Here is a 19,570-nt window from a genome sequence, read left to right on the forward strand (position 1 = left end):
CCGACATCGGGACTCAGGATCCCGCGACTCTGACCACCTTGGAAAATCCCTCTTCAATGCAAGGCGGCTCGAACAAGTTTCCTACACTCTCGATGCTTTCGTCCGGTACGCGTTTGTCCGCTGGCCTGTCGGCGTTGCGCATCTTCGCGACGGCTAGCGGAGTGTCAATCCATATCGCCAGTGCTTGGGCACTCCGTCGATGGGCGATCTCGATGATCTGGCTCCGATGCCGCGCGCCCGGCAACGCCGCATCGAAGCAAATGCAAGGCGCGTAGTCGCTCGCGTGACGTGCGATCCAATGAGATTTTCCTGCGCCCTGCAGTCCGCAGACGATGAGCACTCGCGGCTGAAGGTCACGCATTTCAATCAGCGCCTGTTCGAGTGCAGCAAAGCTGCTCGACCACGCAAACTTGCTGCGTTCCGGCGTCCATACCCGTCCTGCCGGCGTTTCTAAATAAGCATCGGGGTTGATGATGCGAATCCTGTCCATCAGGCGCAGCGCTGAGTTCTGGAGCCCGCACTATACCGCGGCCTTCAGCTCGTGTGCGCACAGTGATCCACCGCCTCAGCCGACTGAGGCCGGCTGAGGGAGGGGCGGATAGACTGGCAACCGACCCTTCGGCATTTGCGTCGGCGCGCGATGGAATAAATCCTGGCCGCCAAGCGTTTACTCAACCGGACCACAGTTCTTCTGCCGTGGAGGCATCGTGCGCGATTCGCCACCCTGGTTTCGGGCCACCCGCGGGCACGCAATCGCCGAACTTGTGCTCGCCACATTCGCATCGCTGGCGGGCGCCGTCAGCCAGACCCAGCCAACCGAGGCCGACGGGCGGCCCGATCGGTACATGCTAGCGCCGCAACGCTCGAGCGTCACGTTCGACGTCGACGCCTTCTCGCACTCACAGATCAAGATGCGCTTTCACCGCATGAATGCACAGCTCGAAGGGACGCGGGCCGGTCTTGACTCGGGCCGAGTCATCGTGACGATCGATGCCGCAAGCGTTGAGGCGCGCCCGCGCTTCCTGTCTCCGATCATCCGGGGTGGCGGCATGCTCGATGTGGCCCGCTATCCGGAGATCCGCTTTGTCAGTACCCGCTTTGTCCGGACCGCAGAGGGCAGCGGGTGGCTTTTCGGCGACCTCACGATCCATGGCATCACGCGTCCGGTCAGCCTTCTCGTAACACCAGGCGGCGCCATCGGAGAGCCGCGGCGCGACGGCACGCTTGCCTTCTCCGCGGCCGGAGAAGTCAGCCGCCGGGAGTTCGGCCTGGCAGCATGGTTCCCCACTATTGGCGACGCCGTGCACATGAATATCCAGGTGGAGTTCGTGCTTGGCCCTTGAAGCGCTTGGCAATACCAGGGGGTGCGTTCACTGATGCGACACAGGAGACCATCATGTCGGCTAGAACCCTTGCGGCGTTGCTTGCCGCATGCCTTCTTGCGGCTTGTGGCGGAGGCGGGGACGAGCCCGGCACCACGGCCGGATCGGGGGCGGGCATGACGGGCGGCGCATCGTCAGGAAGCGCGCCCGGATTCCAGCCGGCGCCAGGTACCGGCGGCATCGGTGGTGGCGCCGGCGGGGCTGGCGGCGTAGGGGCAGGGCCCGGAATGTAGCGGGTGGACTATGCTTGGATCGAATACCGGCCGAAAGAAACTGCACCTTTCGGCAATGGAGAATGGTCATGCAATATCGTCTCGCCAAGTGGCTGGCCGGCACCGCGGTTGCGCTGTCTGCCTGTGCGTCCCTGCAACCCGTCCAGACTGCGCAGAAAATGATAGGCAGCCCGGCAAGCTCCGTGCGCGAGACCTTTGGCGCGCCCACGGAGACCTATGAGCTCGCCGGCGGCACCAGCCGGTGGATCTATTCGCACCAGCCTTTGGGATATGAGGTCTACGCCGCAGATTTTGGCGCGAACGGAAAGCTCGTCAACTTCCGCCAGATGTTGACGGAGAAAGAGATCTACGAGGCAAAGCCGGGGGTCTGGACCAAGCGCGACGTGGCCGAGCGCTTCGGCCTGCCGCGCGAGCCTGTCCAGTACTACCCGCTCATGAAGCGCGAGGCATGGTCGTACCGGCTCTATGCGAGTGGCTATCAGCCGGCCCACTTCAGTGTCTACTTTGACGACCAGGGCGTACTGGATCGCACGATGATCATCGTTGATTCGCTTGGAGGCGGCCGGCGGCGCAAGTGATGCCCATTTCGCGCTGCCACTTTGCGATGACCGGCTGGATAACGCTACGAAACGCAAACACTGCGAGTATTGCTGGACAACAGGCGTGCAATCGACATTGGCTCTGCGATCCCGTTGCAGCAGCCGTCGTTGACCGCCTCTCTCACCTCACTCGTCAGAGAGCAAGGTGCACGGCGGGCAGGAACTGGCCACGCTGTTGCGCGTTCTGGAACAGGATGGCGATGCCCTCGCCGTCGTCCACGACGATATCCGGTGCCTTGTCGCCATTGAGGTCGCCCACGGCCATCGTGTGGGCGCCTTGGAAATTCCCGATCCTGACTGGATTGCCGAACGCCCCGCGTGTCTGGCCCTGGAAGTAGATTTGAACGCTCCCATTGAACGGCGGGGCGCCACTCGCATTCGCCGTGACGATATCCAGCTTGCCGTCGCCGTCGATGTCGCTAATGGCAATGGCCATCGGCGCACGAGCGGACGGGTAGCTGACCGCGTTCAAGAATCGCCCGGGCGATGCGGTGTCCTGAAGCAGGACGGACATACTGGGACTCGACCCGTTGCCGGCGCCTTGGTTTGCCACGGCCAGATCCGGCTTGCCGTCGCCGTTCAGGTCACCAATCGCGATGGCCGCCGGTTGGAGTCCAACCACGTACTCCGTCGCCGGCAGGAAGGTTCCAGGGGTGACGGCATCCTGCATAAAGACCAGCACCTTACCAGGACCGTTGTCCACGGAAGCCGTTACCGCGATGTCCAGACGGCCATCGCCGTTCAGGTCGGCGAGGGCAACTGCCCCGGAACCTGTGGCAGTCATGATCGACTGGGACAACACGAACGTGCCAGGCTGCGTCGCGCTCTGCGTGAAAACAAGGACCGTCGGACCGGCAGATGCCGGGCTCGCCGTCACGACGATATCGGGTCTGCCATCACCGTTGACATCGCCGACGGCCACGTCGTTGATGACGTGCGTTCCGATTGGCACTAGCTGCGGGCTGAGGAACGAGCCGAGGCGGCTCGGGTCGTGCCTGAGAATGATGAAGTTATTGGGAAGCAGCGTGCCGGCCTTGGTGTTCTGACTTCCCAGGACGATGTCTTTCCCGCCATTGCCGGAGAGGTCCCCGAGCGCCAGTCCTGAGGGATCGAATTCCGCACCGAAGCGCACGCTAGCTGTGAAAGTACCAGGCGACAGTGGCTTCTGCGTCAGAACGGCGACAAATCCCGGGTGTGGGGGCGCAGAGTGAACGGTGGCGGCTGACACCACAAGATCGAGCGCGCCATCCTGGTTCACATCGCTGATGACCACGTTGGCGGGCGAGACAAAAGCCGGGATGACGTCACCGCCGCCGTCCCCTCCACCTCCGCAGCCCTGGATGGCCAGGGTCAGGGCGACCAATGCCAGCGGCCTAGCGATCCCCGCCGCGTAATGGCGTGAAGCCATGCACGTGCGAGGGAACAGATTGTTGATCATCGCGTACTTCTTGTTCTTCAGCTTCCACTCGCGGCCCCCGGCCCGCCATGAAGGCGATGGCCACTCCGCCAAGGCGCATTCGATGGGATTCAGTATAGAAAAAATGCGGTGCGCCGCGCTGTTCGCCCCCGCGCGGTCCTGAACGCCGTCGCCAAGGGCGACGTAGAACTGACCGTGATCACGGTCCCGAACATCACCGGCACACCTGGCATCGAGTTCGCTGGGCTTCTTCCGCGGGAGCTACCGGAGCGCTGAAAGCTCAATGGCGCCAGGCCCCTTCCGCCTGCCTGACATCCAGTTCCGCTTCTTGGAGCTTCTGTTTCAGCCCGGCGCTTTCCAGCGCAATGCAATATGCCGGCATGGCGCGCTCGAAGCGCCAGCCTTCCGACAGCTTGCCCGCGTCGACCGTATCAAAACCGAACTGGTCGACGAGGCCGGCGACCACCTGCTTGGCTTCGGTGTCGTCCCCGGCGATGGGCAATGCCCGGCGGCCGATGGTGCCGGCCGGCTGGCCGGTGGTGTCGATGTCCTTCGCCAGGATGGCGTTGAATGCCTTCACCACTTTCGCGCCCGGCAGGAAATCCGCCAGCAGTTCGCTGGTGGTCGTCGCGCCGTTGTCCAGCGCCGCGATCTGGCCGTCGCGCTGCGGGTAGTAGTTGCCGGTGTCGATCACGATCTTGCCCTTGAGCGCTTGCGCCGGGATCGACCGGTAGCTGGCAAGCGGCACGGCGACGACAATCACATTGCCGAACGCGGCTGCCTGCTCGGCGGTGCCGGCGGCGCAGCGGATCGTCGCCACCGTGCTCAACAGCGTTTGTGGGCCGCGGGAGTTACTGATCATGACCTGGTGGCCATGGGGTGCGTGCCGAGGATGGCGAGCGCGCGGCCGATATAGCCCGCGCCGAGGATGCCGATTTTCATTGCCTTATCTCCATCTGAGTCTTTCAAGCGTGCCGCCGAGCGATTGACTGCGGTTGGAAAGACTATGATTGGAAACTCAAACGAGATAAATGGGCGGATTCGCCCGGCTGTGGAAACTGGGAGTTGCGAATGATGGATCGGTTGACGAGCATGGCCGTCTTTGTGAAGACGGCGGACACTGGCTCGTTCGCGGCGGCGGCGCTGGCTTTCGGCATTTCCTCGCAGATGGCCGGCAAGCATGTGAACTACCTGGAAGAGCGGGTGGGCGCCAGTCTGCTCAACCGCACCACCCGGCGGCAAAGCCTGACCGAAATCGGGAAGATCTTCTACGAGCGTTGCAAAACCCTGCTGGCCGATGCCGAGGCGGCGGAGTCGGTGGCGCAGGAGCTATCCGCCTCGCCGCGCGGCAAGCTGCGCATCACCGCGCCGGTGACCTTCGGCGCGTTCAGCCTGGTGCCGGTGGTGACCCGATACCTGCGCACGCATCCCGATGTGCAGGTCGATCTCACGCTGACCGACCGCTTTGTCGACCTGATCGACGAAGGGTTTGAGGCAGCGATCCGCCTGGGATCGTTGCCGGATTCTTCGCTGATTGCGCGCCCGCTGATGCCTTACCGCTTGCTGCCCTGCGCCTCTCCCGCGTATCTGGCGGAGCACGGCGCGCCACAGACGCCGCAAGCACTCTCGGGGCACGAATGCCTGGGCTTTGCCTATTCATCGCAGCCGCCGGCAAGCGAGTGGCACTTTGCCGGCAAGGACGGCAAGCCATTGACCGTGCCGGTGCGCAGCCGCTTCCAGGCCAACGACATCAAGGCGCTGATCGCTGCCGCGCTGGATGGTTTCGGCATCATCCTCGGGCCGGAGGTGGCGGTGAAGGGTGCGCTGGCGTCCGGTCAGCTGGTGCGCATCCTGGCCGAGTACGAGGCGCCGTCCCGGCCGATGCATGTGGTGTTCGCGGCCAGCCGCGTGACACCGAAGCTGCGCAGCTTTATCGACCACGTGGTGGCGGAGTTCGGGCCGCCGGCGGCTTGACCTTGCGTTGAGCTCACCGCGCTATAGCGCACGCACGGGAAGACACAACTCGCAAGTCAGTGAGCCCGTTCGCGCATCCTGCTCAACCAGTTCGCTGGCCGCGTGTGCTCACGCAAGCCAGCGCGGGCCGGCAACCGTGCTCAGGCGAGCGCCGGGTAGTCGATATAGCCTTCGGCGCCCGAATGGTAGTAAGTCTCGGGCTGCGGCGCGTTCAGCGGCGCGTCGATCTGCAGGCGGCGCGGCAGGTCGGGGTTGGCGATGAACAGCTGGCCAAAGGCCACCGCATCGGCTTCACCGGCTTGCAGCACGTGCTCGGCCGTTTCCTTGGTCATCTTCTCGTTGGCGATATAGGTGCCACCAAACGCCTTCTTCAGCGCAGGGCCGAGGCGGGGCTCGCCCAGCGCTTCGCGCGAGCAGATGAAGGCAATGCCGCGCTTGCCGAGTTCGCGCGCCACGTAGCCGAAGGTGGCCGGCAGGTCCGAGTCGCCCATGTCGTGCGCATCGGCGCGCGGTGCCAGGTGCACGCCCACGCGCGCTGCGCCCCACACGTCGATGCAGGCGTCGGTCACTTCCAGCAGCAGGCGCGCGCGGTTTTCCAGCGAGCCGCCGTAGGCGTCGGTGCGCTTGTTGGTGCTGTCCTGCAGGAACTGGTCGAGCAGGTAGCCGTTGGCGCCGTGCACTTCCACGCCGTCGAAGCCGGCGGCCTTGGCGTTCTCGGCGCCGTGGCGGTAGGCGGCGACGATGCCGGGGATCTCATCGGTTTCCAACGCGCGCGGGGTGACAAACGCGCGCTTGGGGCGCACCAGGCTGACATGGCCCGCGGCGGCGATGGCGCTGGGCGCCACCGGCAGCTCGCCGTCGAGGAAGACCGGATCGGAAACACGGCCCACGTGCCACAGTTGCAGGAAGATGCGGCCGCCGGCGGCGTGCACGGCATCGGTGACGACCTTCCAGCCGGCCACTTGCTCGTCGGACCAGATGCCCGGGGTGTCGGCATAGCCCACGCCTTGCGGGGTGACGGAGGTGGCTTCGCTGAGGATGAGGCCTGCGGAGGCGCGTTGCACGTAGTACTCGGCCATCAGGGCGTTGGGCACGCGGCCGCCGCCCACTGCGCGCGAGCGCGTCAGGGGCGCCATGATGACGCGGTTGGGGAGGTCGAGGTCGCCGATGCGGATGGGGTCGAATAGAGAGGTCATGTCAGTTTGTCTGGGTGTCGAGGAGGGTGGCGCACCGTGGGTGCATAAGTAGGCGCTCGCGCGCCGCTGTATCAAAGATCGCTGTGCATGTGATCGAGGAAGGCCTGGATGGTCTGCTCGTCGCGCTTGAAGAAAATCCATTGGCCAACCCGCTTGGAAGTCACCAGCCCGGCGCGTTGCAACGTGGCGAGATGCGCCGACACAGTGGATTGCGACAGTCCGGTGCGCGCGTCGATCAGGCCCGCGCAGACGCCCAGCTCGAGCGGGTAGTCCTGCATGGCGAAATTCTCCTGCGGGGCTTTCAGCCAGGCGAGGATGTTGCGCCGCACGGGATTGGCCAGGGCCTTGTGGATGGCGTCGATGTCCATTGGGTGGGTTTGTCCGGTATCCGAGACGCGGGCTGTTTCGCGTTTTGGCGAAACATATATCCGCTTCTCACAAAATTAATATCGTGACTATACGATATACGCGGCAGCTTTGCAGAGGCGCCTTATGTGGCACTTGATGGTGCCATCTTGGTGTGCGGATGGCTGCATCTGGTTGCTTTAAGAAACCGATGTGGTTAGACTCCATTCGGTTTCTTTATAAAACCAGATGGAGCCGTGATGACCTTGAACCCAGCCACCGTAGCCACCGCATCGTTAGCGGAAACCGTGGACGCGCCGTCTGCCATGCCGGCCCCGCTGGTCTGGCTGTTCGCATTGGCGTGCGGGCTCAGCGTGGCCAACGTCTACTACGCGCAGCCCTTGCTCGATGCGATGGCGCGTGAGTTCGGCTTCGGCTACGGTTCGGTCGGCATCGTCGTCACGGCCACGCAGGCGGGCTGCGCGCTGGCGTTGCTGCTGCTGGTGCCGATGGGCGACCTGGTAGATCGGCGCCGCCTGATCCTGTTGCAACTGCTGTTGCTCGCCGTGGCGCTGGCGCTGGTGGCCGTGGCTTCCACGCGCACGGCATTGCTGGCAGGCATGCTCGCCGTGGGCCTGCTGGGCACGGCGATGACCCAAGGGCTGATCGCTTTCGCCGCCACGCTCGCCGCGCCGTCCGAACGCGGGCGCGTGGTGGGCGCCGCGCAGGGTGGCGTGGTGATCGGCTTGCTGATGGCGCGGGCCATGGCGGGCGCGCTGGCAGATCTCGCCGGCTGGCGCGCGGTGTACGTGGTCTCGGGCGTGCTGGCGCTGCTGATGATCGCGCTGCTGGCACGCCGTTTGCCGCGGCAGGCCAGCGCGCCGGTGAAGATGCGCTACTTCAGCTTGCTTGCTTCGATGTTCACGCTGCTGGCGCAGGAGCGTACGCTGCAGGTCCGCGGCGTGCTCGCCATGCTGATGTTCGCCGCGTTCAGCGTGTTCTGGACCGCGCTGGTGCTGCCGCTGAGCGCGCCGCCGTATTCGATGTCGCATACCGCCATCGGCGCCTTTGGGCTGGTTGGCGCCGTGGGCGCGCTGGCGGCCGCGCGTGCCGGCCGCCTTGCGGATCGCGGGCTGGGGCAGTGGACTACCGGCATCGCGCTGGTGCTGCTGGTGGCGTGCTGGGTGCCGCTGGCCTTCGCGCGGGAGTCGCTGTGGCTGCTGGTGGCGGGCATCATCGTGCTGGACCTCGCCGGGCAGGCCATCCATGTCACCAACCAGAGCATGGTGTTTCGCGTGCGGCCGGAAGCGCATGGCCGGCTGGTGGGCTGCTACATGTTGTTCTATGCGCTTGGCAGCGGTGCGGGATCGATCGCCTCGACGCATGTCTATGCGCGCGCAGGATGGCCCGGCGTTTGCATGCTGGGCGCGGCGATCAGTGCTGCCGCGCTGGTGTTCTGGGGCGCGACCTTGCGCCGGTAAAGCGGCGGGAACTTTCATTTTGCTTACTGGTTCAGGCTGGATATCGGGTGAATCCACGTCAACCAAAACCCGTCCGCCGGCGTAAGAGCGGTGTCACCCCACGGGGTTCGAGGCAGGCCAACCATGTCCTTGCGCATTTCACGCCTGATGTCACGCCTGAAGTCACGTCTGAAGTCACGCCTGATAACGGTGTGCCTCCTGAGCGCGGCCGCCGGCCTGCTGGGTGCTTGCGCGCAAGGCGGCGCGCCGGAGGGCGGCGCATCCGGCGCGGCCTTGAAGCCGGCCGACCTGCACTGGCTCAACACCGTCACCTTCGGCGCCAACCAGGCCAGCATCGAACGGTTGCGCAAGCTGGGACGCGAGCGCTATCTGGATGAACAGCTCAAGGCACCCGGCACCGATACGGGCGAGCTCGCCGCCACCATCGGCGCGCTGAGCATTGCCCAGCAAAGCGGCGAGCAAAGGCTGCGCAGCGTGCGCGCCGAGCAGCAGCGCATCAACACCCTCACCGACGAAGACGAAAAACAGAAGGCGCGCGACGCGCTCAACCGCAGCGGCAACGACGTGGTGCTCGACACCAGCCGCCGCCATCTGCTGCGTGCGCTTTACTCGCCCGCGCAGTTGCGCGAGCAGATGACGTGGTTCTGGATGAACCACTTCAGCGTGTACTCCGGCAAGGGCTCGGTGCGCTGGGTGCTGGCCGACTATGAAGACAAGGCGGTGCGCCCGCATGCGCTGGGCAAGTTCCGCGACCTGCTGATGGCGACCGTGACGTCGCCGGCCATGCTGGAGTACCTGGACAACGCGCAGAGCGCGGTCAACCGCATCAACGAGAACTATGCACGCGAGCTGATGGAACTGCACACGCTGGGCGTGGCCGGCGGCCCGAGCGGCTCGCGCTATACGCAGCAGGATGTGCAGGAACTGGCCCGCGTGCTGACCGGCCTTGGCATCAACGCCAGCGCGGAGCCGCCCAAGCTACCGCCACAAAAGCAGGCGCTCTACCGCGCAGGCGGGCTGTTCGAGTTCAACCCGAACCGGCACGACTTCGGGCCCAAGACCTTGCTTGGCCATCGCATCGAGCCGACCGGTTTCCACGAGGTGGAGCAGGCCGTGGAGATTCTCAGCCGCGATCCGGCCACCGCGCGGTTCATCTCCTACAAGCTCGCCGCGCACTTCGTGGGCGACACGCCGCCGCCGTCGCTTGTCAACCGCATGGCCGGCACCTTCACGCAGACCGACGGCGATATCGCGGCGGTGCTGCGCACGCTCTTCCTGTCGCCTGAGCTCAACACCACGCTGGCCTCCGGCACGCGCAAGTTCAAGGACCCGATGCAGTTCGTGGCCTCGTCGCTGCGGCTGGCGTATGACGGCCGCACGGTGGCCAACCTGCGCCCGGCCATCGGCTGGCTTAACCAGCTTGGCGAGCCGCTCTATGGCCGCATCACGCCGGACGGCTTCCCGGCCGCGGAGAGCGCATGGGCCAGTTCCGGGCAGATGGTCAAGCGCTTCGAGATCGCGCGCGCCATTGGCTCGGGGCAGGCCGGGCTGTTCTCCAAGGACGATGGCAAGCCGGCAGAGCGCACCGGCTTTCCGCTGCTGAGCAACCGTGTGTTCTTCGACAGCATCGAGTCCACGCTGGGCCCCGCTACGCGCACCGCGATGACGCAGGCGACGTCGCAGGCGGAGTGGAACACCATCCTGCTTTCGTCACCGGAATGGATGCAGGACTGAGCGGTCCGCCCTGAACAAGGAGTACCTCATGCAACGACGTGACTGGCTAAAAGGCGCAGGGCTTGCCGGGCTGGCGGCGCTGGCGCCCGGCATCGTCTCGCGCGTGTACGCGCTGCCGCAACAGGCCGATGCGCGTTTCCTGCTGGTGTTCCTGCGCGGTGGCTACGATGCCACCAATGTGCTGGTGCCCGCGGGCAGCGATTTCTACTACGCGTCGCGCCCGAACATCGCCATTGCCAGGCCGGTAGCGCAGGGCGCCCTGGCCGATCCACGCGCCGCGCTGTCACTCGCGGCGGCCTTCGATGGCGGCGCGGGCAGGGGCATCGATGCCTGGGCGTTGCATCCCGCGCTCAAGGACAGCCTGCTGCCGCTGTGGCAGAAGCAGCAGCTTGCGTTCGTGCCGTTTGCCGGCACGGATGATCTGTCGCGCAGCCACTTCGAGACCCAGGACGGGGTCGAGGCTGGCCTGCCGCTCGCCGGCAACGGCAAGGGCAGCGGGCGCATCGATGCTTCGCTGCGCGGCACCGGCTTTCTCAACCGGCTGGCCGAGTCCATGGGCGCACGCGCCGCGCCGGTTGCCTTTACCGACGGCCTGCCGATGGTGCTGAGCGGCGCGCTCACCGTGCCCAACGTCTCGCTCAAGGGCACCGGGCGCACCCCCTTCGACGAGCGCCAGACGCGCGTTCTCGCGCAGATGTATCGCGGCACGCGCTTCGAGTCGCTGATCAACGAGGGCTTCGAGCTGCGCCAGACGGTGGCGCAGGAGGCCGAAGCCATGCAACGCCGCAACAGCATGATGGCCGCGAGCCTGCCCGCGCAGGCCGAGCCGGACATGGCGGGGCGCATGCAGGAAATGCAGGCGGCCAACCGCCGCGCGCTCAGCGCCAAGGGCTTCGAGGTGGAAGCGCGCCGCATGGCAGGGCTGATGCGCGAGCGCTTCAATCTCGGCTTTATCGATGTCGGCGGCTGGGATACGCACGTGAACCAGGGCGGCGCCCAGGGGCAGCTGGCCAACCTGCTGGATAACCTCGGGCGCGGCATCTCCGGCTTTGCCGATGAGATCGGGCCGGTGTGGAGCAAGACCACGGTGGTGGTGGTCTCCGAGTTCGGCCGCACCTTCCGCGAGAACGGCACGCGTGGCACCGACCACGGTCATGGCACGGTGTACTGGGTGGCCGGCGGCGCCGTGCGCGGCGGGCGCATCGCCGGCGAGCAAGTGGCGGTGGAGCAGCGCACGCTGAACCAGAATCGCGACTGGCCGGTGCTCAATGAATACCGCGCAATGCTGGGCGGGATGTTCAAGCGCCTGTACGGGCTGGACGACGCGCGCCTGGCGCATGTGTTTCCCGATGCCCGGGTGGTGGATCTCGGGCTGGTCTAGCTGACCTGGCGCTCGCTCAGCCTTCGGCCGGCAGCACTACCCGCTCGATCTTGCCCACGATTAGCCAGTAGCTCAGGATGGCCAGCAGGCCATGCGCGCCGACGTATACCAGGGCGCCATTGAAGGAATGCGTATCGGCCACGATGTAGCCGATCACGATCGGCGTAACGATGCCGGCAATATTGCCCACCGCATTGAACACGCCGCCGGTGCTGCCCACGATGGCGGCCGGCGCGGTGTCGGCCACCACGGTCCAGCCCAGCGAGCCGAAGCCTTTGCCGAAGAAGGCGATGCTCATCAACGCGATCACGATCCAGTCGGTGTCGACGTAGTTGCAGGCAATCATGGTCGCGCTGAGCAGCAGCCCGATGGTGATCGGCAGCTTGCGCGCCATCGTCAGCGAGCCGGTGCGGCGCAGCAGGGCGTCCGAGACGAAGCCGGTGGACACGCCGCCGACAAAGCCGAAGATGGCCGGCACCGCGGCCACGAAGCCCGCTTGCAGGATGGAGAAGCCGCGCCCGTTCACCAGGTAGCTCGGGAACCACGAGACAAAGAACCAGGTGATAGCGCTGATGCAGTACTGCGCGATAAAGATGCCCACCAGCATGCGGCTCTGGAACAGCTGGCCGAGCTGCGCCAGCGTCGGGCCCTTGCTGCCCTTGGCGCTCTTGCCGCCGAGGTGCACCAGCGCGCCGCCTTGCTCGATGTAGTCGATCTCCGCCTGCGTCACGCGCGGATGCGCGGCCGGCGCGTGATAGAGGCGATACCACGCCCACGCCAGCAGCAGCCCGAGCGCGCCCATCACCGAGAAGATGTGCTGCCAGCCGAAGCGATGGTCGAGCCAGCCCATCAGCGGCGTGAACACCACCAGCGACAGGTACTGCGCGCTATTGAAGATCGCGCCGGCCACGCCGCGTTCGGTGGAGGGAAACCAAGCCGCGATCACCCGTCCCGATGACGGACCCACCGGCGACTCCATCGCGCCCAGCAGGAAGCGCAGCACCAGCAGCGCAATGAAGGCAAAGGCAAACCAGTGCACCGTGCTCATCAGCAAGGTGGTGAGCGACCACAGCACCAGCCCCAGGCCGATGGCCTGCTTGGCGCCGATCTTGTCCACCAGCCATCCGGCCGGCACCTGGCTCAGCACATAGGCCCAGGCGAAGGAAGAAAACAGCCAGCCCATCTGCACCGCATCGAGCCCGAGATCCTTGCCCATATGCGGGCCCGCCACCGACAACGTGGCGCGGTCGCCGGTGCTCAGCGCCAGCACGATGGTGATCAGGGCCAGCATCAGGTAACGGTAACGCCCGGTGGCGATGGCGGCTGCCGAGGGCTGTGCGGCGGTGGTGGATGTGGCCGCGGATGCGGAACCCGCCGCGTCCGAGGTGGCGGATGTCATGACGGCTGACATGGCGGTCTCCAGTCTTGTTTGATGGCACGAAGGCGCCTGGCCTTGTGTGGTGGCGCGTCCCCGAGGCAGGGTGCTGCCGGGGTGTATGGCTGCATGCTAGAGAAGGACTTTGAAACAAGATAGCGGTGCCCGGCGCCGGGAGTGGGCGGCGTCCCAGCCTTTGGGAAATGCCGTGGAGATGTGCAGCTTCGGCCCGCCGGGCGGGCCGATTGATTCCAATCCATGCAAGCCGGGTGCCGATGGCCGGCTTTTTCCACATCCTGGGACACCGAGCCGGTTTGGCGCGCGCCGGCCGCGTTCCGCGCTTGCGGCAGGCAGCCGCTTACAGAAGAATGGACACGTGTTCATCGCGGGTGGACATGCCCCGGCTCCAGCGTGGAGCGACGTGGCGGCCAAGACGCCCGCGCCCCAATTCGTATCCAGGAGACGCAGCATGTACATCAGCGAACAGCTACTCAACCCCGACGAGCGCCGCCTGCGCCTGTCCACCCAGCTCGGGGTCGAAAGCGTGGTGCTGGACAACCGCGGCACCGAGCTGGTGTCGGCCACGGGCGGCGTCAGCGCCTGGGATGCCGGCAAGCTGACTGCCTATCGCAAGTGGGTGGAGGGCTTTGGCCTGAAGCTCGACGTGTTCGCGCTCGACGTGGGCTCCATCCTGCTGGATTCGCTGGTGGATCTCGACGGCGCGCGCAAGCAGCGCGACGTGCTGGCGCAGAACATCCAGAAGGCTGCCGACGCCGGCATCACCTGCCTCAAGTACAACGTGCAGATGGTTGGCATCACCCGCACCGGCCTGAAGCGGGGGCGCGGCGGCGCGCAGAACTCCGGCTTCGTCTATGCCGAGTACTCGGCGGACGACGACCGCAAGCATTCCTACTGGGGCGTGGGCTACCCCACCAACCAGGACGAAGGCGACGCCGAGACCGCCATGCTGTGTGGCCAGAAAATGGCGCGCGACGTGCCACCGGTGACCGAGAATGCCGGCTGGGACGCCATCGAATTCCTGGTCGAAGGACTGGTGCCCGCCGCCGACCGCGCCGGTGTGCGCCTGGCCTGCCATCCGCATGACCCTGCCTACCCGGTGGGCGGCCTCAACGGCATCGAGCACGTGATTGGTTCTGCCGACGGCATCCGCAAGTTCCTCGCGCTCAGCCCAAGCGCCAACCACGGGCTGAACTTCTGCCAGGGCACCGTTGCGGAGATGTTCAAGGAGCCGGGCCGCGCGATGATCCCGGTGATCGAGGAGTTCGCCGCCACCGGCCGCATCTTCATGGTTCACTTCCGCAATATCCGCGGCGGCTATCTCGATTTCCAGGAAGTGTTCCCGGACGAAGGCGACGTCGACATGTTCCAGGCCATCAAGGCCTACCAGCGTGGCGGCTACCAGGGCCCGCTGTGCCCGGACCACGTGCCCGTGTCGGACCTTGACGAAAACCGCGAGCGCTTCATGTCCTTCGCGCTGGGCTATACGCGCGGACTGTTGCAGGCGGCCGGCGTGTGGTCCACGCCGGCGCGCGGCTAAGCACCGCGGCGGCCCCCCCATGACAGAGGCACAGCAGCCCATTCGCAAGACGCCCGAGACACTGCGCTCGCACCGCTGGTTCGGCAAGGAGTCGATGCGCACCTTCAACCACCGCTCGCGCATGGCGCAGATCGGCTTTGGCGCGGAAGAATATCGCGGCAAGCCGGTCATTGCCATCCTGAATACGTGGAGCGAGATCAACCCTTGCCACACGCATTTCAAGGAACGCGCGCAGGAGGTCAAGCGCGGCGTCTGGCAGGCCGGCGGGTTTGCGCTGGAGATGCCCGCCATGTCGCTAGCCGAGCCATTCCAGAAACCCAGCGCGCTGCTGTACCGCAACCTGCTGGCGATGGAAGCCGAGGAGCTGCTGCGCTCCTATCCGGTGGATGGCGTGGTGCTGATGGGCGGCTGCGACAAGACCACGCCCGGGCTGATCATGGGCGCCACCTCGATGAACCTGCCGGCCATCTTCATGCCGGCCGGGCCCATGCTGCGCGGCAATGCCGGCGGCAAGACGCTGGGCTCGGGCTCCGACATGTTCAAGAACTGGGCCGAGTTGCGCGCGGGCACCATCACGCACGATGACTGGGAAGAGGTGCTGGGCGGCATCGCCCGCTCGCCAGGGCACTGCATGACCATGGGCACCGCCTCTACCATGACCAGCGCCGCCGAAGCCCTGGGCCTGACCCTGCCGGGCGCGGCATCCATTCCCGCGCCGGACTCGCGCCATGCGCAGATGGCCGTGCAGACCGGGCGGCGCATCGTCGAGATGGTGTGGGAAGACCTCACGCCCGCCAAGGTGCTGAGCGCCGCGGCCTTCGACAATGCCGTGGTGTGCGTGCTGGCGCTGGGCGGCTCCACCAACGCGCTGGTGCACCTGGTGGCGATGGCGCGGCGCGCCGGCGTGGCGCTGGATTTGCAGCGCTTTGACGCGCTCGCCGCCAGCACGCCGCTGATCGCCAACCTGCGCCCGGCCGGCAAGTACCTGATGGAGGATTTCTTCTACGCAGGGGGTTTGCGCGGGCTGCTTGAGCGCTTGCGGCACTTGCTGCGTGTGGGCGCACTCACCGTCAACGGCCGCACGCTAGGCGACAACATCGCCGGCGCCCCGGTGCATGACGACGACGTGATCCTGCCGGTGGAACGCGCGCTGGTGGGCGGCGGCAGCCTCGCCGTGCTGCGCGGCAACCTCGCGCCCAACGGCGCCGTCATCAAGCCCGCCGCCGCCGAGCCGCACCTGCACCGCCACACCGGCCGCGCGGTGGTGTTCGACAGCTACGCAGCGCTGAACGCCGGCATCGACGCACCCGATCTCGACATCGACGCCAACAGCGTGCTGGTGCTGCGCAATGCCGGGCCGCTGGGCGGGCCGGGCATGCCGGAATGGGGCCAGCTGCCGATCCCGAAGAAGCTGCTGCAGCAAGGCGTGCGCGACATGGTACGCATCAGCGACGCGCGCATGAGCGGCACGAGCTTCGGCGCGTGCGTGCTGCACGTGGCGCCGGAATCGTTTGTTGGCGGGCCGCTGGCGCTGGTGCGCACCGGCGACCTGATCGAGCTGGATATCCCGGCGCGCAAGCTGGCGTTGCTGGTGGACGATGCCGAGCTGGAGTGCCGCCGCGCCGCGTGGACGCCACCGCCGCCGCGCTACCAGCGAGGCTATGGCGCGATCTTCGCGCAGCAGGTCACGCAGGCGGATGAAGGGTGTGACTTTGCGTTGTTGCGGGGGACGGAGCCGACGCGGGAGCCGGATATCTTTTGAGGAGCGGATGTGCATGGTCATGCACCCCTGGGCGTGGAGGCGGGAGACAAAGATCTGCTCGGCTGGTGAACCGCGACAGCAGTGGGCTTGTGGTCCCGAGCCGCGGATGCTAGGCTTAGCTAATTGATTAGCTAGATAAAGCGGAGCCTGCCATGCTGATTGTGAACATGCACGACGCCAAATCGGGCCTCTCCAGGCTGGTGGAAGCGATCGAGAGTGGCGAAGAGAAGGAGGTAGTGATTGCCCGCAACGGTAAGCCGGCCGCCAAACTTGTTCCCATCCTGCCACCCGAGAAGGACGTTGCGCGCCGGATCGGGGCTGGCAAAGCCGTGCTGGCCAACTGGCAGTCCTTCAGCCTGGAGCAATTCAATGCAGCCGATGACGAGGTCGCCCGCTTGTTCGGCGTGGGCGAGCCAGGGAGCACCAAACGGTGAAACTCCTGCTCGACACGCATATCGCGCTCTGGGCCAGCTTCGACGACGAAAGGCTTTCGCCCCAAGCCCGCGGGTTGATCCAGGCGCCCACGAATGAGATCTGGGTCAGCGCCGCTAGCATTTGGGAGATTGCCATCAAGAGTTCGCTCGGCAAGTTGCCGGCAGCCATAACCGCAGCGCAAGCCGCGGTTGCCTTCCGCCTCTCAGGCTACCAGTTGCTACCCGTTGAGGCAAAACACGCGCTTCTGGTTGAGGGTTTGCCGACTTTCGCCAATCACAAGGATCCATTCGACCGCATGCTGATCGCGCAAGTGATGAGCGAGGCGATGGTGCTGCTCACAGAGGATGCGTTGCTTGCGCAATACGGCAAGACCTACGTTCTCAGCGCATAGTGGGGAGGCCTTGAACGCGGCGTGTCCCTGCGTCATGACCGTCTTCAAACGTCGGCCGCTTTCAGCTCCGCCTGCAGCCTCTCCACCTCCCGCATCATCTGCGCCGAAAACGCCGGGCCTTCCCACGCCCGGTAATTCTGCTGCGCATAGGCCAGCGCATTCTTGTAATACAGGAATGCATTCAGCCGGTTGCGCACATAGTTGTTCTGCGTGCGCGTGACCTTGCCCGGGCTGCCCATCACGATGGAGTTGGGCGGGATCACGGTGCCTTCCTTGAGAAAGGCATGCCCGGCAATGATGCAGTTGTCGCCGATCACGCAGCCGTCCATGATGGTGGCGTTGATGCCGATCAGGCAGTTGTCGCCGATCGTGCAGCCGTGGATGGTGCAGTGGTGGGTGATGGAGCAGTGGCTGCCGATGAGGGTCGGCGTGCGGTCGCCGATATGCAGCATCGCGAAGTCCTGGATATTCGTGTAGGCGCCGATCACGATCTCCCGGCTCTCGGCGCGCGCCGCCACATTGATCCAGATCGAAGCGCCTTCATGCACGGTGATCTTGCCATAGAGGTAGGCCGATTCGTGCACGTAGGCGGTGGGGTGCAAGCTCACGTCCGGTCCGATGACTGCCATGCTTGTCTCCTTGGATTGTTTTTCTGGAATGCGCAGATTGTACGTCGATGCGTTTATGCGTTTATGCGCTTATGCGCTTTCGTCCTTATGCACTTTCGCGCGGCACGATGCGAAAGCCCAGGTCCATCACCCGCTGCGCGCGGCGGCTGGGCCGCGCGGCGCCTTGCAGCCGGCGCAGCAATACCTCGCCGGCCTGGCGGCCGAGCTCGCGCGGCTGCACCTGCACCGTGGTCAGCGTGGGATAGCTGGCCGCCGCCATCGCCAGGTCGGAGAAGCCCACCACGGCGATACGGCCCGGCACCTGCCAGCCGTGCTGACGGCATGCCAGCAGCGCGCCCACGCCGAGGATGTCATTGCTGCAGAAGACGGCCTGGATGCGCGGGGCGCGTTCCAGCAACCGCGTCAATGCCTGCGCGCCGGCGTCGATGGTGGAGGGCGGTGGCAGCAATTCCATTTCGGCTGGCGCGATGCCAAGCTCGGCCAGATGCGCCTGCAAGCCTTCGAGCCGCTTGTGCGCGCGCAACTCGTCCGCGCCGATAAAGCCGATGCGCTTGTGCCCGCGCTCGCACAGGTACTGCGCCACAGCCGCGCCCACGCCGGCGTTGGAGAAGCCCACTGCCATGTCGATCGGGTCGTCGGTCAAATCCCAGGTTTCCACCACCGGCAGGCCGAGCCGGCGCAGCTTGTCGCGCACGCTCTTCTCATGGCTCACGCCCGTCAGCACGATGGCGTCCACGCGCCGGCCGAGGAAAGCGTCGACCAGGCCTGCCTCCTCGCGCGGGTGATAGCTCGACTGCGCCAGCATCAACTGGTAGCCCTGCGGCGCCAGCGCGGCGGCCAGGCCGTCCATGGTGTCGGCGAACCACGCGTTGGACAGCGTGGGCACGATGGCCCCGACGATCTTCGATCGGGTGGAAGCCAGGCTGCCGGCGGTCAGGTCCGGCACGTAGCCGAGTTGCCGGATGGTGGCCTGCACCAGTTCGCGCGTGGCTTGCGCGACCGTGTCGGGGTGGTTGATCACGCGTGACACTGTCACGCTGGCCACGCCGGCGGCGCGGGCCACGTCCGCCATGCGCACGGCGCCGGTACGGGTTTGCGGTTGCAGATCAGTGGGCTTGGTGTGCTTCATGGCGGGCCTCAACTGCTCTCGCGTGCAACCACGCTGAAGCCGAGATCGACAATGCGGGTTTCGCGCTCGCGTGCGCTATCCCGTGCGCTATCCCGTGCGCTATCCGGTGCGCCAAGCCGTGCCAGCAACATCTGCCCGGCACGCCTGCCCATTTCATGTGACTGCACCTTGACGCTGCTCAGCGCCGGCACGCTGGCCGCGGCGATGGCCAGGTCGGAGAAGCCCACCACCGCCATGCGCCCCGGCACCGCCCAGCCCTGCTCGCGGCACGCCTGCAGCGCGCCCACGCCGAGCGTGTCGTTACTGCAGTACACGGCCTGCAGTCGCGGGTTCTGGCGCACCAGCTCGACGAGGCCGCGCGCGCCGTCCGCGATGGAGGAGGGCGGCGTCACCGTGCAGACCGCCACATCGGGCAGCCCCTGCGCGGCGATGGTCTCGCGGTAGCCCGCCAGGCGCTTCAGCGCGCGGTCTTCCTCGGCGCCGATAAAGCCGAGATGGCGGTGGCCGCGCGCCAGCAGGTGCGCGGCCACGGCGGCGCCCGCCGCCCGG

19 protein-coding genes are annotated in these 19,570 nt (G+C 66.1%); 10 read left to right on the top strand and 9 right to left on the bottom strand.

Going from position 1 to position 19,570, the window contains the following annotated elements; genetic code table 11:
* Positions 1-13: 13 nt before the first annotated feature.
* Positions 14-490, bottom strand: a complete 477-nt coding sequence (locus ACYP5B_RS11060; protein ID WP_459569625.1) for an AAA family ATPase — start codon at positions 488-490, stop codon at positions 14-16.
* A gap of 217 nt (positions 491-707) precedes the next feature.
* On the opposite strand from ACYP5B_RS11060, the gene ACYP5B_RS11065 reads away from it, so the two are divergent.
* Complete coding sequence (locus ACYP5B_RS11065; RefSeq protein ID WP_459569626.1) at positions 708-1,343, top strand: YceI family protein; 636 nt, start codon at positions 708-710, stop codon at positions 1,341-1,343.
* 340 nt (positions 1,344-1,683) lie between these two features.
* On the top strand, positions 1,684-2,193 hold the full coding sequence (locus ACYP5B_RS11070; protein ID WP_459569627.1) for a hypothetical protein: 510 nt from the start codon (positions 1,684-1,686) through the stop codon (positions 2,191-2,193).
* A gap of 154 nt (positions 2,194-2,347) precedes the next feature.
* On the opposite strand, the gene ACYP5B_RS11075 is transcribed toward ACYP5B_RS11070, so the two are convergent.
* On the bottom strand, positions 2,348-3,652 hold the full coding sequence (locus ACYP5B_RS11075; RefSeq protein ID WP_459569628.1) for an FG-GAP repeat domain-containing protein: 1,305 nt from the start codon (positions 3,650-3,652) through the stop codon (positions 2,348-2,350).
* Positions 3,653-3,911: 259 nt separating this feature from the next.
* Positions 3,912-4,493, bottom strand: a complete 582-nt coding sequence (locus tag ACYP5B_RS11080; protein ID WP_459569629.1) for an NADPH-dependent F420 reductase — start codon at positions 4,491-4,493, stop codon at positions 3,912-3,914.
* Positions 4,494-4,705: 212 nt separating this feature from the next.
* Here ACYP5B_RS11080 and ACYP5B_RS11085 point away from each other — a divergent pair, with 212 nt between their 5' ends.
* Positions 4,706-5,605: a LysR family transcriptional regulator gene (locus tag ACYP5B_RS11085; RefSeq protein WP_400098191.1), complete on the top strand. Its 900-nt coding sequence runs from the start codon at positions 4,706-4,708 to the stop codon at positions 5,603-5,605.
* A 140-nt stretch (positions 5,606-5,745) separates the two neighbouring features.
* On the opposite strand, the gene ACYP5B_RS11090 is transcribed toward ACYP5B_RS11085, so the two are convergent.
* Together ACYP5B_RS11090 and ACYP5B_RS11095 are read right to left on the bottom strand one after the other, a co-directional pair.
* Positions 5,746-6,801 (bottom strand): alkene reductase, encoded by a 1,056-nt coding sequence (locus ACYP5B_RS11090; protein WP_318232061.1) that lies wholly within the window; start codon positions 6,799-6,801, stop codon positions 5,746-5,748.
* Positions 6,802-6,872: 71 nt separating this feature from the next.
* Complete coding sequence (locus tag ACYP5B_RS11095; protein WP_318232062.1) at positions 6,873-7,169, bottom strand: ArsR/SmtB family transcription factor; 297 nt, start codon at positions 7,167-7,169, stop codon at positions 6,873-6,875.
* A 237-nt stretch (positions 7,170-7,406) separates the two neighbouring features.
* Here ACYP5B_RS11095 and ACYP5B_RS11100 point away from each other — a divergent pair, with 237 nt between their 5' ends.
* From ACYP5B_RS11100 to ACYP5B_RS11110, 3 genes are all read left to right on the top strand, one after another.
* The gene (locus ACYP5B_RS11100) at positions 7,407-8,627 is read left to right on the top strand and encodes an MFS transporter (RefSeq protein WP_459569630.1); all 1,221 of its coding nucleotides are present in this window, start codon (positions 7,407-7,409) and stop codon (positions 8,625-8,627) included.
* 147 nt (positions 8,628-8,774) lie between these two features.
* Positions 8,775-10,361 (top strand): DUF1800 domain-containing protein, encoded by a 1,587-nt coding sequence (locus ACYP5B_RS11105; protein WP_459569707.1) that lies wholly within the window; start codon positions 8,775-8,777, stop codon positions 10,359-10,361.
* A gap of 28 nt (positions 10,362-10,389) precedes the next feature.
* A complete protein-coding gene (locus ACYP5B_RS11110; RefSeq protein WP_400098152.1) occupies positions 10,390-11,742 on the top strand; it encodes a DUF1501 domain-containing protein in 1,353 nt (450 codons plus the stop codon).
* Between the two features lie 16 nt (positions 11,743-11,758).
* Here the strand turns inward: ACYP5B_RS11110 and ACYP5B_RS11115 are convergent, their stop codons facing one another.
* Positions 11,759-13,153 (bottom strand): MFS transporter, encoded by a 1,395-nt coding sequence (locus ACYP5B_RS11115; protein ID WP_459569631.1) that lies wholly within the window; start codon positions 13,151-13,153, stop codon positions 11,759-11,761.
* A gap of 433 nt (positions 13,154-13,586) precedes the next feature.
* Here ACYP5B_RS11115 and ACYP5B_RS11120 point away from each other — a divergent pair, with 433 nt between their 5' ends.
* The 4 genes from ACYP5B_RS11120 to ACYP5B_RS11135 all read left to right on the top strand — a co-directional run bounded on the left by ACYP5B_RS11120 (position 13,587) and on the right by ACYP5B_RS11135 (position 17,263).
* Positions 13,587-14,675, top strand: coding sequence for a mannonate dehydratase (locus ACYP5B_RS11120; RefSeq protein WP_459569632.1), 1,089 nt, complete (start codon positions 13,587-13,589; stop codon positions 14,673-14,675).
* Between the two features lie 19 nt (positions 14,676-14,694).
* A complete protein-coding gene (gene araD, locus ACYP5B_RS11125; protein WP_459569633.1) occupies positions 14,695-16,437 on the top strand; it encodes an L-arabinonate dehydratase in 1,743 nt (580 codons plus the stop codon).
* 152 nt (positions 16,438-16,589) lie between these two features.
* A complete protein-coding gene (locus tag ACYP5B_RS11130; protein WP_318232069.1) occupies positions 16,590-16,871 on the top strand; it encodes a type II toxin-antitoxin system Phd/YefM family antitoxin in 282 nt (93 codons plus the stop codon).
* Complete coding sequence (locus tag ACYP5B_RS11135; protein WP_400098144.1) at positions 16,868-17,263, top strand: type II toxin-antitoxin system VapC family toxin; 396 nt, start codon at positions 16,868-16,870, stop codon at positions 17,261-17,263. Before ACYP5B_RS11130 ends, ACYP5B_RS11135 begins: the two co-directional genes overlap by 4 nt.
* A 44-nt stretch (positions 17,264-17,307) precedes the next feature.
* Here ACYP5B_RS11135 and ACYP5B_RS11140 read toward each other — a convergent pair whose 3' ends face one another.
* The 3 genes from ACYP5B_RS11140 to ACYP5B_RS11150 form a co-directional block, all read right to left on the bottom strand.
* Positions 17,308-17,892, bottom strand: coding sequence for a gamma carbonic anhydrase family protein (locus ACYP5B_RS11140; RefSeq protein ID WP_459569634.1), 585 nt, complete (start codon positions 17,890-17,892; stop codon positions 17,308-17,310).
* Positions 17,893-17,977: 85 nt separating this feature from the next.
* Positions 17,978-19,021: a LacI family DNA-binding transcriptional regulator gene (locus tag ACYP5B_RS11145; RefSeq protein ID WP_459569635.1), complete on the bottom strand. Its 1,044-nt coding sequence runs from the start codon at positions 19,019-19,021 to the stop codon at positions 17,978-17,980.
* An 8-nt stretch (positions 19,022-19,029) separates the two neighbouring features.
* On the bottom strand, positions 19,030-19,570 hold a 541-nt coding region (locus tag ACYP5B_RS11150; RefSeq protein ID WP_459569636.1), incomplete at its 5' end, for a substrate-binding domain-containing protein.

This window comes from Cupriavidus sp. 8B, from assembly GCF_054589115.1.